This window comes from Sulfitobacter sp. GN1-4, assembly GCF_055693825.1.
The window spans coordinates 1,112,077-1,129,755 of record NZ_JBVFUQ010000003.1 but is presented as its reverse complement, the minus strand read 5'-3'; the positions used below and the strand labels follow the sequence as shown (position 1 = coordinate 1,129,755).

At 57.3% G+C, this 17,679-nt stretch carries 18 protein-coding genes and 1 pseudogene; 9 read left to right on the top strand and 10 right to left on the bottom strand.

Annotated elements, in window-relative coordinates; genetic code table 11:
- Window positions 1-15: 15 nt before the first annotated feature.
- Both ACZ1HM_RS06050 and ACZ1HM_RS06045 read left to right on the top strand, forming a co-directional pair.
- Window positions 16-861: an enoyl-CoA hydratase/isomerase family protein gene (locus ACZ1HM_RS06050; RefSeq protein WP_472741972.1), complete on the top strand. Its 846-nt coding sequence runs from the start codon at window positions 16-18 to the stop codon at window positions 859-861.
- Between the two features lie 148 nt (window positions 862-1,009).
- Window positions 1,010-1,921 carry a 2OG-Fe(II) oxygenase family protein gene (locus tag ACZ1HM_RS06045; protein ID WP_472741971.1) on the top strand — a complete coding sequence of 304 codons (912 nt, stop codon included), beginning with the start codon at window positions 1,010-1,012 and terminating at the stop codon, window positions 1,919-1,921.
- A gap of 55 nt (window positions 1,922-1,976) precedes the next feature.
- Here the strand turns inward: ACZ1HM_RS06045 and ACZ1HM_RS06040 are convergent, their stop codons facing one another.
- Entirely contained in the window at window positions 1,977-2,885 is a 909-nt protein-coding gene (locus ACZ1HM_RS06040; protein ID WP_472741970.1) for a LysR family transcriptional regulator, read from the bottom strand.
- A gap of 174 nt (window positions 2,886-3,059) precedes the next feature.
- Here ACZ1HM_RS06040 and ACZ1HM_RS06035 point away from each other — a divergent pair, with 174 nt between their 5' ends.
- The 4 genes and pseudogenes from ACZ1HM_RS06035 to ACZ1HM_RS06020 all read left to right on the top strand — a co-directional run bounded on the left by ACZ1HM_RS06035 (window position 3,060) and on the right by ACZ1HM_RS06020 (window position 4,540).
- On the top strand, window positions 3,060-3,446 hold the full coding sequence (locus tag ACZ1HM_RS06035; RefSeq protein ID WP_472741969.1) for a PEP-utilizing enzyme: 387 nt from the start codon (window positions 3,060-3,062) through the stop codon (window positions 3,444-3,446).
- Window positions 3,447-3,498: 52 nt separating this feature from the next.
- On the top strand, window positions 3,499-4,083 hold the full coding sequence (locus ACZ1HM_RS06030; RefSeq protein ID WP_472741968.1) for an HD domain-containing protein: 585 nt from the start codon (window positions 3,499-3,501) through the stop codon (window positions 4,081-4,083).
- Between the two features lie 5 nt (window positions 4,084-4,088).
- Window positions 4,089-4,406, top strand: a pseudogene (locus tag ACZ1HM_RS06025) (SDR family NAD(P)-dependent oxidoreductase); the annotation flags it as partial.
- A gap of 11 nt (window positions 4,407-4,417) precedes the next feature.
- On the top strand, window positions 4,418-4,540 hold the full coding sequence (locus tag ACZ1HM_RS06020; protein ID WP_472741967.1) for an SDR family oxidoreductase: 123 nt from the start codon (window positions 4,418-4,420) through the stop codon (window positions 4,538-4,540).
- Between the two features lie 103 nt (window positions 4,541-4,643).
- Here ACZ1HM_RS06020 and ACZ1HM_RS06015 read toward each other — a convergent pair whose 3' ends face one another.
- Window positions 4,644-5,741, bottom strand: coding sequence for a tRNA-dihydrouridine synthase (locus ACZ1HM_RS06015; protein WP_472741966.1), 1,098 nt, complete (start codon window positions 5,739-5,741; stop codon window positions 4,644-4,646).
- Window positions 5,742-6,033: 292 nt separating this feature from the next.
- Between ACZ1HM_RS06015 and ACZ1HM_RS06010 the strand changes: the two genes are divergently transcribed.
- On the top strand, window positions 6,034-7,401 hold the full coding sequence (locus ACZ1HM_RS06010) for a dipeptidase (RefSeq protein WP_472741965.1): 1,368 nt from the start codon (window positions 6,034-6,036) through the stop codon (window positions 7,399-7,401).
- Between the two features lie 34 nt (window positions 7,402-7,435).
- Here the strand turns inward: ACZ1HM_RS06010 and ACZ1HM_RS06005 are convergent, their stop codons facing one another.
- Entirely contained in the window at window positions 7,436-7,861 is a 426-nt protein-coding gene (locus tag ACZ1HM_RS06005) for a VOC family protein (RefSeq protein WP_472741964.1), read from the bottom strand.
- Window positions 7,862-8,232: 371 nt separating this feature from the next.
- Between ACZ1HM_RS06005 and ACZ1HM_RS06000 the strand changes: the two genes are divergently transcribed.
- On the top strand, window positions 8,233-8,766 hold the full coding sequence (locus tag ACZ1HM_RS06000) for an acyl-CoA thioesterase (RefSeq protein WP_472741963.1): 534 nt from the start codon (window positions 8,233-8,235) through the stop codon (window positions 8,764-8,766).
- Window positions 8,767-8,788: 22 nt separating this feature from the next.
- Here ACZ1HM_RS06000 and ACZ1HM_RS05995 read toward each other — a convergent pair whose 3' ends face one another.
- The 6 genes from ACZ1HM_RS05995 to ACZ1HM_RS05970 all read right to left on the bottom strand — a co-directional run bounded on the left by ACZ1HM_RS05995 (window position 8,789) and on the right by ACZ1HM_RS05970 (window position 16,231).
- On the bottom strand, window positions 8,789-10,645 hold the full coding sequence (locus ACZ1HM_RS05995; protein ID WP_472744578.1) for an SLC13 family permease: 1,857 nt from the start codon (window positions 10,643-10,645) through the stop codon (window positions 8,789-8,791).
- A gap of 177 nt (window positions 10,646-10,822) precedes the next feature.
- Window positions 10,823-12,676, bottom strand: a complete 1,854-nt coding sequence (locus ACZ1HM_RS05990) for an ATP-binding protein (protein ID WP_472741962.1) — start codon at window positions 12,674-12,676, stop codon at window positions 10,823-10,825.
- 46 nt (window positions 12,677-12,722) lie between these two features.
- Window positions 12,723-13,532: an ABC transporter substrate-binding protein gene (locus ACZ1HM_RS05985; protein ID WP_472741961.1), complete on the bottom strand. Its 810-nt coding sequence runs from the start codon at window positions 13,530-13,532 to the stop codon at window positions 12,723-12,725.
- A 171-nt stretch (window positions 13,533-13,703) separates the two neighbouring features.
- On the bottom strand, window positions 13,704-15,233 hold the full coding sequence (locus ACZ1HM_RS05980) for an AMP-binding protein (RefSeq protein WP_472741960.1): 1,530 nt from the start codon (window positions 15,231-15,233) through the stop codon (window positions 13,704-13,706).
- A 123-nt stretch (window positions 15,234-15,356) separates the two neighbouring features.
- Entirely contained in the window at window positions 15,357-15,878 is a 522-nt protein-coding gene (locus ACZ1HM_RS05975; RefSeq protein WP_472741959.1) for a LysR substrate-binding domain-containing protein, read from the bottom strand.
- 26 nt (window positions 15,879-15,904) lie between these two features.
- Window positions 15,905-16,231: a LysR family transcriptional regulator gene (locus ACZ1HM_RS05970; protein WP_472741958.1), complete on the bottom strand. Its 327-nt coding sequence runs from the start codon at window positions 16,229-16,231 to the stop codon at window positions 15,905-15,907.
- A 144-nt stretch (window positions 16,232-16,375) separates the two neighbouring features.
- Here ACZ1HM_RS05970 and ACZ1HM_RS05965 point away from each other — a divergent pair, with 144 nt between their 5' ends.
- Window positions 16,376-17,224 carry a TauD/TfdA dioxygenase family protein gene (locus ACZ1HM_RS05965; RefSeq protein ID WP_472741957.1) on the top strand — a complete coding sequence of 283 codons (849 nt, stop codon included), beginning with the start codon at window positions 16,376-16,378 and terminating at the stop codon, window positions 17,222-17,224.
- A 113-nt stretch (window positions 17,225-17,337) separates the two neighbouring features.
- On the opposite strand, the gene ACZ1HM_RS05960 is transcribed toward ACZ1HM_RS05965, so the two are convergent.
- Window positions 17,338-17,673 carry a hypothetical protein gene (locus tag ACZ1HM_RS05960; RefSeq protein WP_472741956.1) on the bottom strand — a complete coding sequence of 112 codons (336 nt, stop codon included), beginning with the start codon at window positions 17,671-17,673 and terminating at the stop codon, window positions 17,338-17,340.
- Window positions 17,674-17,679: the final 6 nt, after the last annotated feature.

The window sequence follows — 17,679 nt, the reverse complement described above, 5'->3', positions numbered from 1 at the left end:
CACAAGAGGACAATGATGAAATACGAGAATTTCCAGACCTTCAACGTTAATGTCAAAGACGCAATCGCAACGGTGACCTTTGATTTTGGCACTGTGAATGTGCAGGGCCAAGAAATGCTGGCCGACCTCAATAGCCTGGCCATGCGTCTTGAGCGGGATCGTTCCGTAAAAGTTGTGGTGTTCCAATCGGCCAACCCCGAGGTTTGGGTCTGCCACTACGACACGGAATTGCTCAAGGATATGTCACAAGAAGCCGTCGCGCGCGACGAAGCGCAGCTTCTTGATCTGCAGGCGGTCTGTGAACGGATCAGCAAGGTGCCACAGGCCACCATTGCCAAGCTCGAAGGATTTGCGCGCGGTGGCGGGCATGAGCTGGCTCTGGCGCTCGACATGCGGTTTGCGGCGCGCGGCAAGTTCAAATTCATGCAGATGGAAGTCGGTATGGGCATTCTGCCCTGCGGCGGTGGCGCATCGCGCATGGCACGCCAGACGGGCCTGGGCAAAGCGCTGGAGATCATCCTAAGCGCGCAGGATTATGATGCGGATGATGCCGAACGTCTGGGCACCATCAACAAGGCATTGGAGCCTGATGAAATCGGCCCTTACGTTGACGCGCTGGCACAGCGTATCGCGCAATTCCCCGCAGAGGCGATCAACGCCTGCAAACAGATGGTCTACGAATCCATCGACAAACCCATTGAGGACGCGTTGAAGGCTGAGGCCTATTGGCTTTACCAGGCCACCAGCAAAACACCGGCGATCAAGCGCTTTACCATCGCCGACGAACAGGGGCTTGAGCACGATATGGAGAACCAGCGCAACTGGGGCGATCTGGTGATGAAAGTCCAAGACATTAACTGACCCCATGCAAAGCAGGGCCGCGCCGGACTGTTTGGCGCGGCATTACCCTGATTTCGCGAAAACTGTTATCCGATTGCGCCTGTTTATGAACAAGAAGCACCGCATTACCTGGAACGCAGACCCAAACCCAATGGATGTGGAAACCAAGATGACACAAAGTTCACTCACCCTCGCGCGCGAAATTGAGCGCCCAACCCGCGATGCGATGCTGCAGCGCGCGGCCTCCGTTCACCACTTTTGGAACAACAACACCGGGTTGTTCGAAGAGGCCTGGAAAGAATGGGAGCAAAACGAAGATCTTACCGGCCTGTCCTTGGATGAGACGATTTTCGCACCAGCGCTGCGGAAGGCCACAGATGCGGCATGGTCAGAGCCCAGCAGCGACAGCGCCGTCAAGGATCTGTGGCAAGAGGTCTTTCCCGGCGTCTATAAAGCGCAGTTCTTTGACCCGGAAAAAATCCACGTCCTACGGGGGTATATGGACAAGGCGGCAAAGGCCGATATCCCGCTGCGCCCGCCTTATGGCATTTCGTTGAACCGCGCAGGGGCGATGTTGGATCCCAGATCCGAAGGCCACCTCGGCGCGCCAGGCTTTCAGGCCTTCTATGACGGCTTGATGAACCGCTACATGCGCCCGATCTCGCGGCTGTTGTTCCCGGATGTCGCGGGCTTTGACAGCCAGACCTTTGGGTTCTCAATCCAATGGAAGGCCGACACAGACACCTCTTTGCGGCCGCATTCTGATGCGTCATCCGTGACGTTGAACATCAACCTGAACCTGCCCGGCGAAGGGTTCGCGGGGTCCGGCGTGACGTTTATCGATCCGGAAAGTCGCAGGGTTGAAAGCCTGAAATTTGAACCCGGCGTGGCCCTGATCCATCACGGCAGCGTGCCGCATGCGTCTGAGCCGATCACCGAAGGGTCACGGTCCAACTTTGTGCTTTGGCTTTACGGCCAGGACGGCCAGGTTGCCCGCGGCGGTGTCGATGTGCCTGCACTCGCACCGCAAGACCGCTGGTCGCGCAGCACGGTGCCCTCAGATGGGTTCGCCCCATTCTGATTGGGCAGGCACGCAAAAGAACCGGGCGGTCTGCGCCCGGTTTGATCCTGATCCGTTAGGCCTGCGAGAATACAGCGCAGCGGCCAACACGGTCCAAAAGGAAGTCCATAAACACCCGCACTTTCGGCGACAGGATATTTGCCTTGGGATAGACCAGCCAAATCGCGGTATCTGCATCGAGCTTATATTCAGGCAGCACTCTGATCAGCTGGCCCTCTGACAGCTCTTGATGCACGTTCCAAAGGGAATTGATCGATATCCCCGCCCCGGCCAGCGTTGCCACCTTTTGCGTCATGCCGTCGTCTATGACGATCTGGCAGGTGGCGCTTTGCGGATCAAACACGCCCTTTTGCCCATCCGCCGAAATAAGCGGGCGGGCGATCTGATCTTTGAAAGCAACCAGCTTGTGAGTGCTCAGATCCGCAGGAGCTGTGGGGTGGCCGTGTTGCGCCAGATAGGTTGGAGAGGCGCAGAGAACGCGGGTGTCCTGCGCCAGCTTGCGCCCCTTCATGCTGGTGTCTTCAAGCGCTGCATTTCGGATGGCCAGATCAAAGCTGCCGTCGATCAGGTCATAGCGGGTGTCAGACAGACGCAGATCTAGCTTGATGTTGGGATGGCGTTCCGTGAACTCAGGCAGGAAGGGGGCAACATAGGTTTGCGCGAAGGTGCTGGGCGCGGTGAAGCGGATGGTCCCGGTGATATCGAGGCTCTTGTGCCCCAAAGCGGCACGCGCGGCGTCCTCTTGGGCGATGATCTCACGCGCGAAGGGTAAAAACTCTGACCCCTCAAGGGACACGGATACCTTGCGGGTAGAGCGGTGCAGCAGGTCCGCACCCATCGACTTTTCCAGCTTGGCCAGCCGCGCGCTGGCAACGGCAGGCACCATGCCCAAAGCGCGCCCTGCTGCACTGATGTTCAGCTTATCGGCTGCCAAGACAAAAAGGCGAAGACTATCGGTGTCCATAACTATATCCAAATAACGAATGCTGAGGCAGGTTTACCCGCCTTTATCCGCCAAACAAAGAGATGAGGGCGAAGAAAAGACACTACGCGCCGCGCCAAGATCTTGAAAGGGCTGCAATCTGAACCGCCCATCCCTGCACTCAACAACCCGCCCGAGGTCATCACAGAACCCTTCATGATCATGCTGTCGGGGATCACATCCGAGGCCGTGGAAAGCTGGGTTTCAGCAGATGACGCAGGCGACGAACTGCTCGGCATGACCGGCTCTCCTGGTGTTGCCGAAGGCATCGGGCGCGTCCTGCGCAGCCCGGATGAGCCTAGCCAGCTGGAAAAAGGCGAAATCCTTGTCACCCCAGTTACAGCACCGTCTTGGGCACCGGTCTTTGGCAAAATCAGCGCCGCTGTGACCGACATCGGCGGCATGATGAGCCATGCGGCCATCAGGTGCCGCGAATACGGACTACCCGCCGTTACCGGCACCGGCAAGGCAAGCGCCAAGATCAAGACCGGCATGCGCGTACGGGTTGATGGCAATAAGGGCAGGATCGAAATTCTCGATTGATCCCCAGAGCGGTGCAGCGGGTTTCTTCTGCACCGCGAAAAAGGACCCTGTCATGAGCGATCTTGCCCGTTATGATCCCGTCCGGTCGCACGCTGAACCCTATATGCGTGCCCGCAAAAACGACGTGCGTATCCCTTTGTCATTTGATTGGTGCCTGCAGCTTTTGACGGAACACCCGCAAGTAGACCGCGACGTTTGCCTGCTGGATGACATCCGCTGGAAACGCATCGATCCCGATTTGCTGTTGCTGGCCATTGGCAAAAACCCAACGCGCAAGGATCTGGTGCGGGATCATGAAGTGCACGGGGTGCAAATGGCAGAGGGCATCCTGCGCGCCCATGGCATGCACCCGGACCAGGCCCGGGCGATCCTGGCGATCATTGATGGGCACGACACCGTGAAAGAGGTGCGTACAGTCAATAACGCCGTAACGAAAGACGCTGACAAAGGGTGGCGCACCAGGCGGCATGGGATGCGCATCATTCAAGGGTGGTATTACTGGCAGCCTCTGGAGGCTGTCGCCTTTTTTGAAGAGGTGTCACTTCCCTACATGCTGACAGAAGCTGGACGCGCCATGGCGCAGACCTTCCTCGAAACGGTGCGGGCTGAGGCTTTGGCGGCTGAGTATTTGGGGTAACAGTAATGGCAGAGATTGACCTAAGCGGGAAACGCGTTGTCGTCACCGGGGCGGCAGGTGGCCTTGGGCGGGGCTTTGCCCAGGCGCTTTGCGATGCGGGTGCTGCGGTGCTGGTGGCCGACATCAATGCAGAAGGTGCCGCCCGGACGGCGGCGGCCCTCACGCAACAAGGAGCCACCGCTCATTCCTGCAAAGTTGACGTATTGGACGCGGCAAGCTGTCATGCGCTTTCGGTGACCAAAGCGCATTTAAGCGGGCTTGATATTCTGATAAACAACGCTGCCATTTATGGCGGCCTGACCCGCGCACCCTTTGCCGACCTGGAGGAGGCCGAATGGGACCGCGTGATGGTACACTGGGCGACATCGCAGGCGGCGTGCTGTATCTGGCGTCAGATTTGGCCCGCTACACGTCCGGCCAGACATTAGCCATTGATGGCGGCAAGAAATTCATTTGAGGGAGGGACGCCCGGGCGAAAACCCATGACGTCATCGGCCAAGCCCCGTGGGGCTTGGGACTGCGCATCGCTCGTCATGCACGCTTGAACGTGCATCACAACCCTAGGCTGAAATAGCAAAGCCGCCGTTGTAGGTATCGCTCTTTCGGCGGACCTGAGAGTGTTCGACGATCCGTTCACGGGCAATCCCGCGAAAATCCTCAATTGAGGAATGGCCTTTGCGCTCCAAAAACTCGCTCAGATCATCCTTGAGTTCCTGGATCAGCTTAACGCCGACACCGCCGCTGCCCTTTTCCTCCATCGCAGCGGTGCATACCTGCAGGTTTCCAGCGCCATGAACGATGAAATTGAACGCTTCACGAAACCCGCGAATGCCCCCGATGCCGGAAATGGATTTGTCGGGAAACGCACGCGAAATATCTGAAACCCGCTGCAGCGCTTGATGCAAAATCGCCAAACCGCCCAGACCACCAGAGGTGACCAGCCCGTCAACTTCTACTTCGAACTTCAGCGTTTCGGGGTCCATCAAGGGAAGCGACGGGAATGTATTGCAAAGTGAGATTGAGGCCGCGCCGGCATCATAGGCGGCCGCAGCCCCCTCCACGAGCGAAGAGCTCGCCGGCGTCAGTTTCACCCAAATCGGAACGTCCACCGCGCTTTTGACGGCGTGCAGCACGGATCTGATGATTTCTTCGTCGTTGGCCACATTGGCCCCCATGTCCTTGCGGTCCATGTGCGGGCAAGACATGTTCAACTCAATCGCGTCACATCCGACATTGACGACGGAACGTGCCAGTTTTTGCCAGTTGTCCATTTCCTCTTGGTTGCCCGCCCCCGCCATAATGGAGGCGATGACCATGCGGTCAGGATAGGTGGTTTTGATCTCTTCCAGATCAGGCAGCCACAAATCCAAGGGCTGGTCTGAGATCAGCTCCCAATTCCAAGAGGAATGCGAAACCGTATCGGGGCGCTTCATCCGTGAGACATAGGGTTTCGTCTCACTCGTACGTTGATAGATGGTCTTGGGCCCGGCCACATTCTCAACCGGGTGCAGGCCAATGGTCTTTGTCACCACCCCGCCCCAGCCTGCCTCAAACGCTTTCATGATCTTGCGCTTGCTCTCCGTTGGGGGGGCGGACGCCAGGATGAAAGGATTGACAAAGTTGAGGCCGGTGAAAGTTGTCGCAAGCGTACTGACCATCGGTTCTCTCCCGTTAAAGCACTTTGATGGCAGGATTTTGACCAATTAGTCAATAAATTTCCAATCACACCTGTTTTCATACTTAGAAATACCTGGCTGCGCCTAAGATTTGCGTGATTTTTGTGCGCTGATTGGGGGCTGTGACGGTTTAGCGGTCGGCCTAACGTCTGAGATTTCTTTCGGAGTGCCTGCTACCGCATATCAGGCGGGCACCTTACGCCCCCCTGCAAGACAACTTGCGCAGCAGCGCGCCTCGCGACAGACTGTTTGCAGGCAACGGAAGGGATATTTCATGACCTGGGACACCTATCTGGACACACATCAACAGCGTTTCGTGGATGAGCTTTGCGATTTTATCCGCATACCTTCCGTCTCGGCCAAACCGGAAAACGCAACCGATGTCCGCACCGCAGGGCAATGGGTTGTGGACCGCCTGACCGCCGCAGGCATCGACAACGCTGAGATGTTGGAAACGGCTGGCCATCCGGTTGTCTGTGCCGATTGGCTTCATGCCGGTGCCGACAAGCCAACAATCCTGATCTACGGCCATTTCGACGTCCAGCCAGCGGAACCCTTTGATCTGTGGTCATCCCCACCCTTTGAACCGGCGATCCGGGGCGACCGGATTTACGGGCGCGGTGCGACAGACGACAAAGGCGCGATGATGGTGCCCATTGTGGCCGCTGAAGCCTTGCTGGCCGAGACAGGCAAGCTGCCCGTAAACGTCAGGTTCTTTTTCGAAGGACAAGAGGAAATCGGCTCACCCGATTTGCCGCCCTTTATTGAGGCTAACCTAGATAAGTTGCAGGCCGACATGATCTTTTCAGCCGATGGCGGGCAGTGGGACACGGAAACCCCGCAGGTCGTGCTTGGCCTTAAGGGGCTCACCTCGCTTGAGATTAAGGTGACGGGGGCGCAGTCTGATCTGCACTCTGGGATGCATGGGGGCGGCGTGGCCAATCCAGGGCTGGCGCTTGCTCATCTGTTGGCCAGCATGAAAACGCCAGACGGGCTGATCACCATCGACGGGTTTTATGATGATGTGGTCGATCTTACCGATGAAGACCGCGCAGCAATTGCCCAAGTGCCGTGGGATGAAGCGGCCTATCTTGCACAAACGGGTGCCCCCAGCACGCATGGAGAGCCGGGGTACAGCACACGCGAAAACCTTTGGGCCCGCCCCACATTTGAGGTGAACGGCCTGACCTCTGGCTGGCAGGGGGCTGGCACCAAAACGGTGCTGCCGTCTGAGGCCTCAGCCAAGATCACCTGCCGGTTGGTTGCCAACCAAAGCCCTGAGGCGATCTTTGATCTGATCGCCGCCCATGTCGCCGCACATTGCCCCCCAGGCGTCACCGCAGAGGTGACCAAGAACCCAGGCCGCGCCGATCCATTTCTGGTGCCCACAGGGCATAACGCCACGGCGATTGCTGGCCAAGTGTTGGAAGAGGTTTATGGCAAGGCACCGCTGAAAACCCGTGTTGGCGGGTCCATCCCGGTGATGTCTACCCTGCTGGATCAGCTTGGCCTGCACGCTGTGATGTTTGCCTTTGGGCATGACGACGAAAACCAGCACGCCCCTGATGAGTTCTTTCGCCTGCCAACGTTCCGCAAAGGGCAGACAGCCTATGCCCGGCTGATGGAGCAGCTTGGCGCCTAAGCGCACACCAGCGGTCGCGCACTTTTCGCGTGGCTCAGGTCATGGTCGCGACCTGTTGGTGCACCTCTATCACGTTGCCTTCGGGGTCTTGGAAAAAGACCTGATGCCATTCTTGGGAAAACGCGGTGCCGTAATCTGAATAAGGGATCCCGCGGGCGTCCAGCACGGCCAGAAACGCCTTAAGATCGTCCGTGCGAAACGCGATATGGCCGCGTTCCACCGGGTTGATCACCTGACCGTTTCTGAACGCCACATCAAACGCGCGCTCGGCCAGATGCATCTCCATTGACCCTTCGGTCGCAAAGCGGATTTTACCGTCAAAGCCGGTATTTTCATCTGCCTTTGTACGCGGAAAATTCTGCGCAGGCACATCGTCCAGTCCAAGCACATTGGTGTAGAAATCATGCATACGGTCCACGTCGTCCGCGACATAATTGATGTGATGAAATTCAAGCTTCATTTTTGATTACCTGTCTTTTGTTACTCGGGCCTGATCCCGGTCACGGTTTGCATTCGGCCCAAGACACGGCGCATCACACCAGCCGTCATGATCTAAGCTTGCCCCGCACGCCCCGCGCATGAACCTTGTGCATTCTGGCCTAGAATTGCGGCGATCTGGGGCGATAGCAACCGCCCTGTGCGCATTTACGTTCTCTGACAGCAACGTCACGCTTTTGCTTGCCCAGACTGCCTGCTAGCCGCGTGAGGGCAAAGAACCACTGCACCTGCGCGGGCAGGCCTAGCAATCAATTCTTGATGCCACCTGAGCTGCGCTACATGCGTCTGAGATGGATGCGGCCGGGCCTGCGCCCAAAGATAATGGAGAGACCGATGTACCCCTTTGGCAGACTGACCTGGCAAATGTTTGTCGCCGCGCGGCAATCCAAGATCGGAAACTGGGACACGCATGTGTCGCATCACTATTGCATGCCTTGGGACGTCGACATGTTTGGTGAGATGAACAACGGCCGCGTGCTGACCTTCACGGACATGGGGCGCTTTCCGCTGGCGCTGCGCGGCGGGCTGATCGCGGTTATCTTGCGCAACAAGTGGCAGCTGACAATGGCGGGGGCCACGGTGAGGTGGCAACGCCGCATCCTGCCGTTTCGCCGGTACACGATGAAATCGGCGGCCATCGGCTGCGATGATCGTTTTGTCTACCTGCATCACACGATTTGGCGCAATGACGTGTGCCACGCCAGCGTTCTTTACCGGGCCTGTGCGCGTAAGGGCAACGCGCGGGTCCCGATGGAGGAGTTTCTGACCGAAATGGGTGCCTCAGACGCGTTTCCACCACTGCCCGAGTGGGTTGAAAACTGGCGCAAAAGCGAAGACAGCCGGGTCTGGCCGCCTGAAGGACCTTAGGCGCGTGCCGGGGCATGAGGCCCTAAAACACTAGGTTCATCATTGTCAGGGACACCACCAGGAAAAGCACGGTCATGATGCCCCCGCTTTTCATGAAATCGGTCACTTTATACCCCGCAGGCCCCATGATCAGCGCGTTCACCTGATGTGTTGGGATCAGGAATGAATTCGAGGTTGAGATCGCCACGGTCAGCGCAAAGACAGCCGGGTCTCCGCCCGCGGCGATGGCAATGGAAACCGCTAAGGGGACCAAGAGCACAGTGGCACCCACATTTGACATCACCAGCGTGAAGGCCGTGGCAAGAACGGCGATGCCCGCTTGCAAGCCCCAAAGCGGCCAGCCGTCCAGCAAGCTTAGGATTTGCTGCGCGATCCAGGCGGCGGTGCCGGTGTTTTGCACGGCTTGGCCCAGAGGGATCAGACTGGCCAGCAAGAACACGGTGGGCCAACTGACCGCTTCATAGGCTTCATCAATGCGCAACACGTTGGTTGCGATCATCCCGCTTGCGCCAACCAAAAGTGCAATGGACAGGCGCAGGTCTGTAAACAAGATCAAACCGACGGTGATGGCAAAGAACAGCAGCGCCCAGGTCACCTTGTTTGGGCGAATTTCTTCCATTGGGAAATCACTGGTCACCACCACAAAGTCACGGTTGCGCGTCAGCCGTGCCAGGCTATCCCAGGCGGTGAAGGCGACCAAGGTATCGCCTGCCCGAAAAGGTTCTGCGCTGATGTCGGTGGCCTCATGCTCTTCCGTTTCCACAAGGCTCAGCGTTTCTCCACCGCGGTGCACCGCCAACAGCCCCAGCCCATAGGTTTTGCGCATCACCACGTCACGGGCGGTTTTGCCAATCAAATCGCTGTCGGGTGGGATCACGACTTCGGCCACACCCGACACGGTTGGCGCATAGGCTTCGGCGAAGATATCCAGCTCTGGCAACACCTCCAGCCCATAGGCAAAGGCAATATCCTCAATCACCTTGCGCCGGCCCAAAATCGCCAGGCGGCAGGGGTCTTCGACCTTGGTGGAGAGAATGGGTGTGAACCACCTTTGGCCGCGATGATAGGAGCCGATGATGTAAAGGTTATGCGCCAGCATGATGTCGGCAAAGGTCTGTCCGCGCAGCAATGACCCCTCCGGCACCACCACTTCAACCAGATCCGATTTTAGCCCGTATATCTTCTTGAGGTACTCCTGCACCGACTGGCTGCTGGTGCCTTCGTCCTTGGTGCCGCGGTTGGGCAGAACCCAGCGGCCCAAAATCATGAAATACAAAATACCCGTCGCAACCAGGCTCAGCCCTACGGGCGTCACGGAGAACAGTGAAAACGTCTGCATCTGCGCCTCCGCAGGCAGCGACTGGTTGGAGGTAAGGATCAGATCGTTCAGCAAGATCAACGGCGAGGACCCAACCAAAGTAACCGTCCCCCCCAGAATGGCGCAAAACCCCATGGGCATCAGCAACCGGCTTAACGGCAAATTAGTCCGTGTGGAGATGCGACTGACCACGGGCAAAAAGAGGGCTGCAGCGCCAACATTTTGCATGAAGCTTGAGATGATGCCGACCGTGCCTGAAATGATCGGGATGATCCGCGCCTCGGTCTTGCCCCCGTATTTCAGGATGGTCGCGGCCACTTGGCTCATCAGCCCGGTGCGGTCCAACCCTGCCCCAAGGATCATGACCGCTATAATCGAAATCACCGCGTTTGATGCAAAACCCTCAAAAAGGCGCGTGGGATCGGCAAGGTTATCGAGCCCCGGCACCTGCGACAGCAGCCCCAGCGTGACCATGACCAAAATAGCTGAGAAATCAATGCGGAAGGCTTCTGTCACAAACAACGCAACGGTGACGCCCAGGATACCGAGCACCACAATCATTTCCGTTGTCAGAACAATCTCCACCCGCACGAACCTCCCTCAGGTGACAATTTTCCAGCATGACACTGGTTTGTCTACCAATTCACACGTGCAAAAGGGTTTCTTTGGGCAGGGGTGACCGAAAATCCATGCGCCTCTGAGCGGCAACTGGCCCGGTCAAGGACCAAGCGCTGACAGCTAGGGCGCGGCAATGCCCGCCAGGGTTGCGTCAAGCTCAGCCAGACTGAAAGGCTTGCTGAGAACCGGCACCTTGCCTTGCAGGTCATCAAGACCTTTCAGCATATGCCCAGACATCAAAATGCACCGCAGCTGGGGCCGCATTTCTACAGCCTCCCGGTAGACATCGAAACCGTTTAGCGGCCCCGGCAAAGCCACGTCGGAAATCAAGATATCGATAGCTGGGGAAGCATGCAGCAATTCAAGGCCAATCTGCCCGTCAGGTGCCAGGACCACCTTGTGGCCATGGCTTTCCAGGTGGCGTCCGATCATCGACCGGAAAGATGGCTCATCCTCTACCACCAGGACCGACAGTTTGTGCGGGGCGGCGGTGTCAGATGCGGGGCGTGCAGGGGCCGGGATCCCTTGCTCATTTGCTTTGGGCAGGTAGAGCGACACTTTGGTGCCCACCCCCAAAGTGGTTTCGATTTTTATCTGTCCCTTTGATTGCCGAATGAAACCAAAAACCATCGACAAACCCAGGCCGCTTCCTTTGCCGACAGACTTGGTGGTGAAGAAAGGCTCATAAATCCGGTCGAGTGCAGCCTCTGGGATGCCGGCACCGCTGTCGATGACATCCACCACAATGTATGCTCCCGGCGCGGCCACAAACCCGGGCACCAAGTCATTGCGGGAAAGATGTTCTTGCCGGATATTCAGGCGCACGGTCCCGCCGTCTTCCATTGCGTCGCGTGCGTTGATCGCCAAGTTGATCAGCGCATTTTCAAACTGTCCCCGGTCCGCATGGGCCCACATCTGCTGAGCTTCTTCGCAATGCCACTCAATCGCGCCGCCAAGCGCGCGTTGCAAAAGCCGCGTGATGTTTTCACCCTCGGCATTCAGATCCAGCAACACCGGTTGCAAGTTCTGCTTCTGCGCATATGCCAAGAGACGCGAGGTCAGCTCATTCCCTCGCAGCGCGGCACCGGCAATGTCGTCAATGATCTCGCGTTTGCTTGGATCATCGACCATCGCTTTCAACAACTCTGAGCTGCTCAGGATGATCTGCAACAGATTGTTAAAATCGTGTGCGACGCCACCGGTTAACTGACCCACCGCCTCAAGCCGGCTAACCTGATCTTTCTTTTCCTGGGCTTCCAGAATGCTGCTGGCCATCTTTTCAAAGCTCTGTGTAAGGGCGCCAATCTCATCCCCCGCAGCCTTTGTGTTCAAAGTGAGCTGACCGGTTGAAGCAAAATGATCAACACTGCTGGTCAGGCGTTTGATGGGCCGCACAACAATGCGCCGGGTGGCCACATAGAGCAGCATCGATAGGCAGATCATCAAAAGAGCGATGATCATCAGATCGTTGAGAAAGATCGCGGATGCGTCGCGGCGCAGCTGCGCCATGGAGAAACGCAGCTCCATAACAGCCACGGGTTGGCGCGCCATATAAAGCGGCTTTGCAATAGCCAATTGCTGCCCGCTTTGGGGGGTATCAAAGATGCGGTGCAGCTCCTGCCCGGTCTCAAAAGCTGTGCGCGGGAGCGCGCCAGTTTCCTGCGGCCCGTTTGCCATATCGTTCGACAGTTCAGGGACCAACCCAGCCTCTCTGGGGACCGAGATCACCACAGACACCAGGTTTTGATCTGACAGCATCGCGCGCTGTATGGCCGCAAAGCCGCTCTCGCCAAGTTCAAGCGATGGGGCACTCGCAAGGGCCGTTTCCAACCCCCGCGCCATTGAAAACGCCTCTCTTACGAAAACGATTTCCAAGCTTTCGTTGATGCGCCGCCAATCCACCAAAGCGATCAGTGAAAAAATGAACACCGAGGCCACAGAGATAAGAGCGATTATCTTTCGGTTGATCGACATGCTGAGACTAAGCTTCGCTCATATCGAACATCGCGACCTGGCGCCCCTACTCCAGATAGCGGCGCACGATGGCCCGGATTTCACCGTCGCGCTGCATTGCACGTAAGCTTTCGTTGATCTGCTGCATCAGCGCCGCCTCGCCCGAGCGGGCGACAACACCGTAGAACGATTGCGTCAGAGGGGGCTCAATCGTGCGGATCCCCGGGACGGCCCCGGTCAGAAAGTGGACAACCGCCGCGTCGATTTTACCCGAGGCCAAATCGGCCAAGCGGGTCTCATTGCTTTTGTAAGACACCAGCAAATCGGAATTGATGAAGTCTGATTTCTGCATCAGCTCTTCCCCCAAAGTCCCCGTCAGCACGCCAACTTTCTTGTCGATCAAGTCTTCCTTGGCAGAGATAGACGTATCATCTGCGGCCACGGCAATGGACATGCCCGCATCCAGATAAGGCACGCTGAACAACATCTTTTCTTGCCGTTCCGGCGTGATTGTGACCGCAGACAAAAGCACATCAACCTTGCCTGCATCCAGCGCTGTAAACAGCTCATCAAAAGGCATCGTTTCAACCGTCAAGGTCACATCAAGATCGTCTGCGATGCGGCGCGCGATATCTATGTCGATGCCCGTGGGGTTCCCATCTGCGTCAAAGAACTCCATCACCCCGTAAGGGATGTCAGAGCCGATGATCAATGCACCGCGCTTTTGGATGGTGGTGAGCGCTGCACCGCCGTCTGAGGACTGCGCCCAAGCCCCGCCAACGAACAAGGTGAGTGAGACGGCGAAAAACGCAACTTGCTGAAAGAGCGTCATCAGATAGCGCTGCACAACAGCGACGGCAGAAGTGGTGATCGGCATGTTATTCCCCAGCTAAAAACAGACCGACTTTATTGTCGCGTATGAAGAAGTCTATCCATCGGCAGACAGATTCACAGTTTGCATGCCTGGGTGTATTGGGTCCGACCAGATTATCTTCTGGGTTGAAGTCAGCGTATCGTGTTTGCGAGGATGCGCAATGACCACCCCACCCTATGCGTCCGATGTACGCTTCAGCATCGCGCGCAGTTCGGTTTTCAGTACCTTACCATAGTTGTTCTTTGGCAGCGCATCGACAAAACGGTAGGCTTTGGGGCGTTTGAACCGCGCAATGCGTTCCAGACAAAGGGCATCCAGCGTCTGAGGGGTGAGCGCATCTGCGGGGCTGGCCACAATGAAGGCGACAACGATCTCACCCCATTCCGGATCAATTTGCCCCACAACAGCGGCTTCGCTGACACTTGGGTGCGCCAAAAGCACTTCTTCAATTTCGCGCGGATAGATGTTGGAGCCGCCAGAGATGATCATGTCTTTGGACCGGTCTTGCATCGTGACAAACCCATCCGCATCCATATGGCCCATGTCCCCTGTCCAAAGCCAGCCGTCCTGAATGGTCTTGGCCGTGGCTTCCGGGTTTTGCCAATATCCTTTCATGACGGTACGCCCGCGCACAACGATTTCACCCACCTCCTCAGCGGCCACAGGTTTTCCATCCTGATCAAAGATCGCAACTTCAACCTCTGACTGGGCGCAACCAACGGAATTGAGCCGTGCGCGCCATCTTGGATGGCTCCGATCCGCCACCTGCGCGCGGGTCAGGGCGGTGATCCCCATTGGGCATTCCCCTTGGCCGTAGACCTGCACAAATCGCGGGCCCATCGTCTGGGTCGCTTCCAGAATATCCGCCTCATACATCGGCCCGCCTGCATAGACGATGGTGCGCAACCCTTGCCCGTCCCGACCGCTTGCCTTGGCCACGTCCACCAACCGGCGCACCATGGTCGGGGCCGCGAACATCGAAACGGATCCAATCTTGGGGGCAAGTTCCAGAATTTCCGCCGCATCAAAACCGCCACTGTCCGGCACAACGTGACGCGCGCCGCGCAGCACATGCATGAAGTTGTAAATACCTGCACCGTGGCTCATAGGGGCGGCGTATAAGATGGCATCCCCGGCTAAGACATCATCGACATCCGCAAAATAGCTGAGCGTCATGGACGATACATTGCCTGCGGTGATCATCACCCCCTTGGGCCGTCCTGTGGTGCCAGAGGTATAGAACAGCCAGACCACATCATCCGCATCGAGCAGCGCCGGGCCAGCGCCACCCGGCGTCGCGCACAACTGCGAAAACGCGGCATCTGCCAGCGAAATGCATGTGACAGTGGGTGCCAACGCTGGCATTAGGTCGGATTGCGTTTTTTCATCGACAAAGACAAACTCTGCACCTGCGTCATCAATGATCCAAGCAGCTTCTTTGCCATGCAGCTTGCCGTTGATGGGAACAGCCACGGCACCGCGCCACCAGATCGCATAAAGCGCAATCAGGTATTCAATCCGGTTGTTGGAAAAAAGAGCGACACGGTCACCAGATGCGATGCCTTTTTGGGCCAAGCCCGCAGCAAGCCCCGCGGCACGGGCGGCAAAGCTGGCATAATCCGCGATACAGTTTTCTGCGCGAAACAAGGCAGGTGCCTCTGGGTGCCGCTTGGCCGTGCGGGAAAGCCACAGTGCTGGGTTCATCCCTTTGTCCTTTTTATCTCTGGTTCACGCGCGGCGCGCTGCATACCGGGCCGGGCGCCGGGTGTCAGAGGCATAGGTTAGGCACAGGTTCCGCGATTGGCCAGACGTTGTGATCGCCCCGCCCTAGGCTGCGCCTATCGCGTCAACAAGCGCCTGCGTGGCAGCCTCCACCATGCCCGCCCGAGGGGAGGAGACCTGCCGCACCACGCCAAGCACACGAGCAAGACCCTCTTGTTCAAGTGGCAGCTTTCTTAGCGGCAAATGCGCGTCTGTCACGACGCAACTCTCCGGTACGATCGACACACCCAATCCGGCGGCCACCATGCTGGAAATGGCCTCCAACCCCTCCAGCTCCATCACGTCATGTACCTCAATCTTCTGACGCTGTAGCCAGGTTTCGATTTGTCTGCCCACCACGGCGTCTCGGGAAAAGCGGATGTAGGGTCTCGTTCGTAGCAGCTCTTTGGGTGGGTGATCTTCGGTCTCCTTCGACACCAGCATCACAAGCTTTTCCGTAACGACAGGCGCAAAGACATGTGATTTTGGCAAAACATCCGGGCGGGTGATGATCCCGGCGTGGATCTGGCCCCGATCCAGCTGCAGCAAAAGCTGATTGGTCAGGCCCGGCACGATGCGGACGCGCAAATTTGGATGTCTGTTTTTGAGTTTGGTCAGCCCCTTGGCACCAAACCCGTCAGGGTCGTTGGCACCGCACCAAGGATCAGCTCACCCGATAGATCCGTATCTGCACTGACCTTAGCTGCCAGCCCATCATAGGCGGCAACGACCTTGGCAGCCTCTGCCACAAGGCTCAGCCCCGTCTGCGTCAGCGCAGGCGACTTGAGCGAGCGATCAAAAAGCGTCAGGTCCCAGGACGCTTCAAGACTGCGCATTTGGTGGCTTACCGCAGAGGGCGTCAGATGCTCTGCCTCAGCAGCGGCGCGAAAGCTGCCGTGCTGCTGGATGGCGATCAAAGTGCGTAGTGCGCGAATGCTCATCTTTATCCTCCGGGGGTTGGTTTGGATACGGGCAGGATGATGCAATTTTTCTCATGCAAACATCAAAAATAATTCGTTTTTATTCAGGCAGATTTGATCATAAGACAACAGCACGCATCACGCATCCCCCCCAAGGAGGTTCTCATGGTCGCCCCGAAAACCAATGATTTCAAAACGCTTGAGGCCAGACCCTTTGCGCCAAATCTGGGCGCTGAGATTTATGGCGTGGACCTCAGCCAACCGGTGCCAGACGATCAATTTGCGGAAATTCAGAGCGCCTTTCACACCTACCAAGTGCTTTTCTTTAAAGAGCAAAACGAAATCCCGCCCGCACAGCACATCGCATTTGGCAAGCGTTTCGGCCCCTTGCACGCCCATCCGGCCGCCCCGACCATGGACGGCTTTCCTGAGATCTTTGAGATCCACGCCACCAAGGCATCTAAAGTCGCGAATGGGGAATTCTGGCATTCAGATGTGTCTTGCGATGAAACGCCCCCCTTGGGCACCATGCTGCAAATCCACATCGCACCACCCTGTGGAGGCGATACCATGTTCAGCGATATGTACGCAGCCTTTGACGATCTGTCAGATCCGCTGAAAGAGATGTTGCAGGGGCTGTCGGCGCTACACAGCTCAGAGCATATCTACAAAGGGCGCTACAGCGACCGGGGCCAAAAAGACAGCGACATTGATTGCCCTCAGGCCGTGCACCCCATCGTGCGGACACATCCCGAAACCGGGCGGAAGTCTTTGTTTGTGAACCGTACCTTCACCACCAAAATCCTGGGGCTGTCAGACAGTGAAAGCACGGCAATCCTGAACATGCTTTTTGAGCACGCCGAACACATCAACTACCAAATTCGGTATCGGTGGTCGTTGAATGATATGGCGTTTTGGGACAACCGGTGTTGTATGCACCGCGCGATCTGGGATTATTGGCCAGCAGAGCGAAAAGGCCGCCGGGTCACCATCAAAGGGGACAGGCCGACCTGAGCGGAAGCCATTACTTTGGGGAATTGAGCGCATCTCTGATCTGCGTCTGAACACAAATCAGAGATGCACAAGGTACTCGTTACACAATGCTTTAGGGCATAAAAACAGTTGCCCTAACCGCGCGCCACCTGCTGAAACCCAGGTCTGGCCCTTTGGAAAACCACGCTGTTTGCTGGACGCTCCAACGCCTCAGACACGCGGTTGCCCCAGGCGCTTCCGAAAATGGAAACGGACCGGATTTCCCTTTGGTTCCACACCACACGGTACACACCTTCGGCGACGATCATGACGGCTGTCTTATCGTCAAGGCAAGCGGATGTTTTCCCAACGTATTGCACTTGGTCGCCATTCACATCGCGGCGCAAGTGCACGTTTTCATAGGTGTCGACGTGATAGGTATTTCCAGCATGGTCTACGCAGACATGCCGTTCTTTGAACCTCTTTCCCATGTTCGA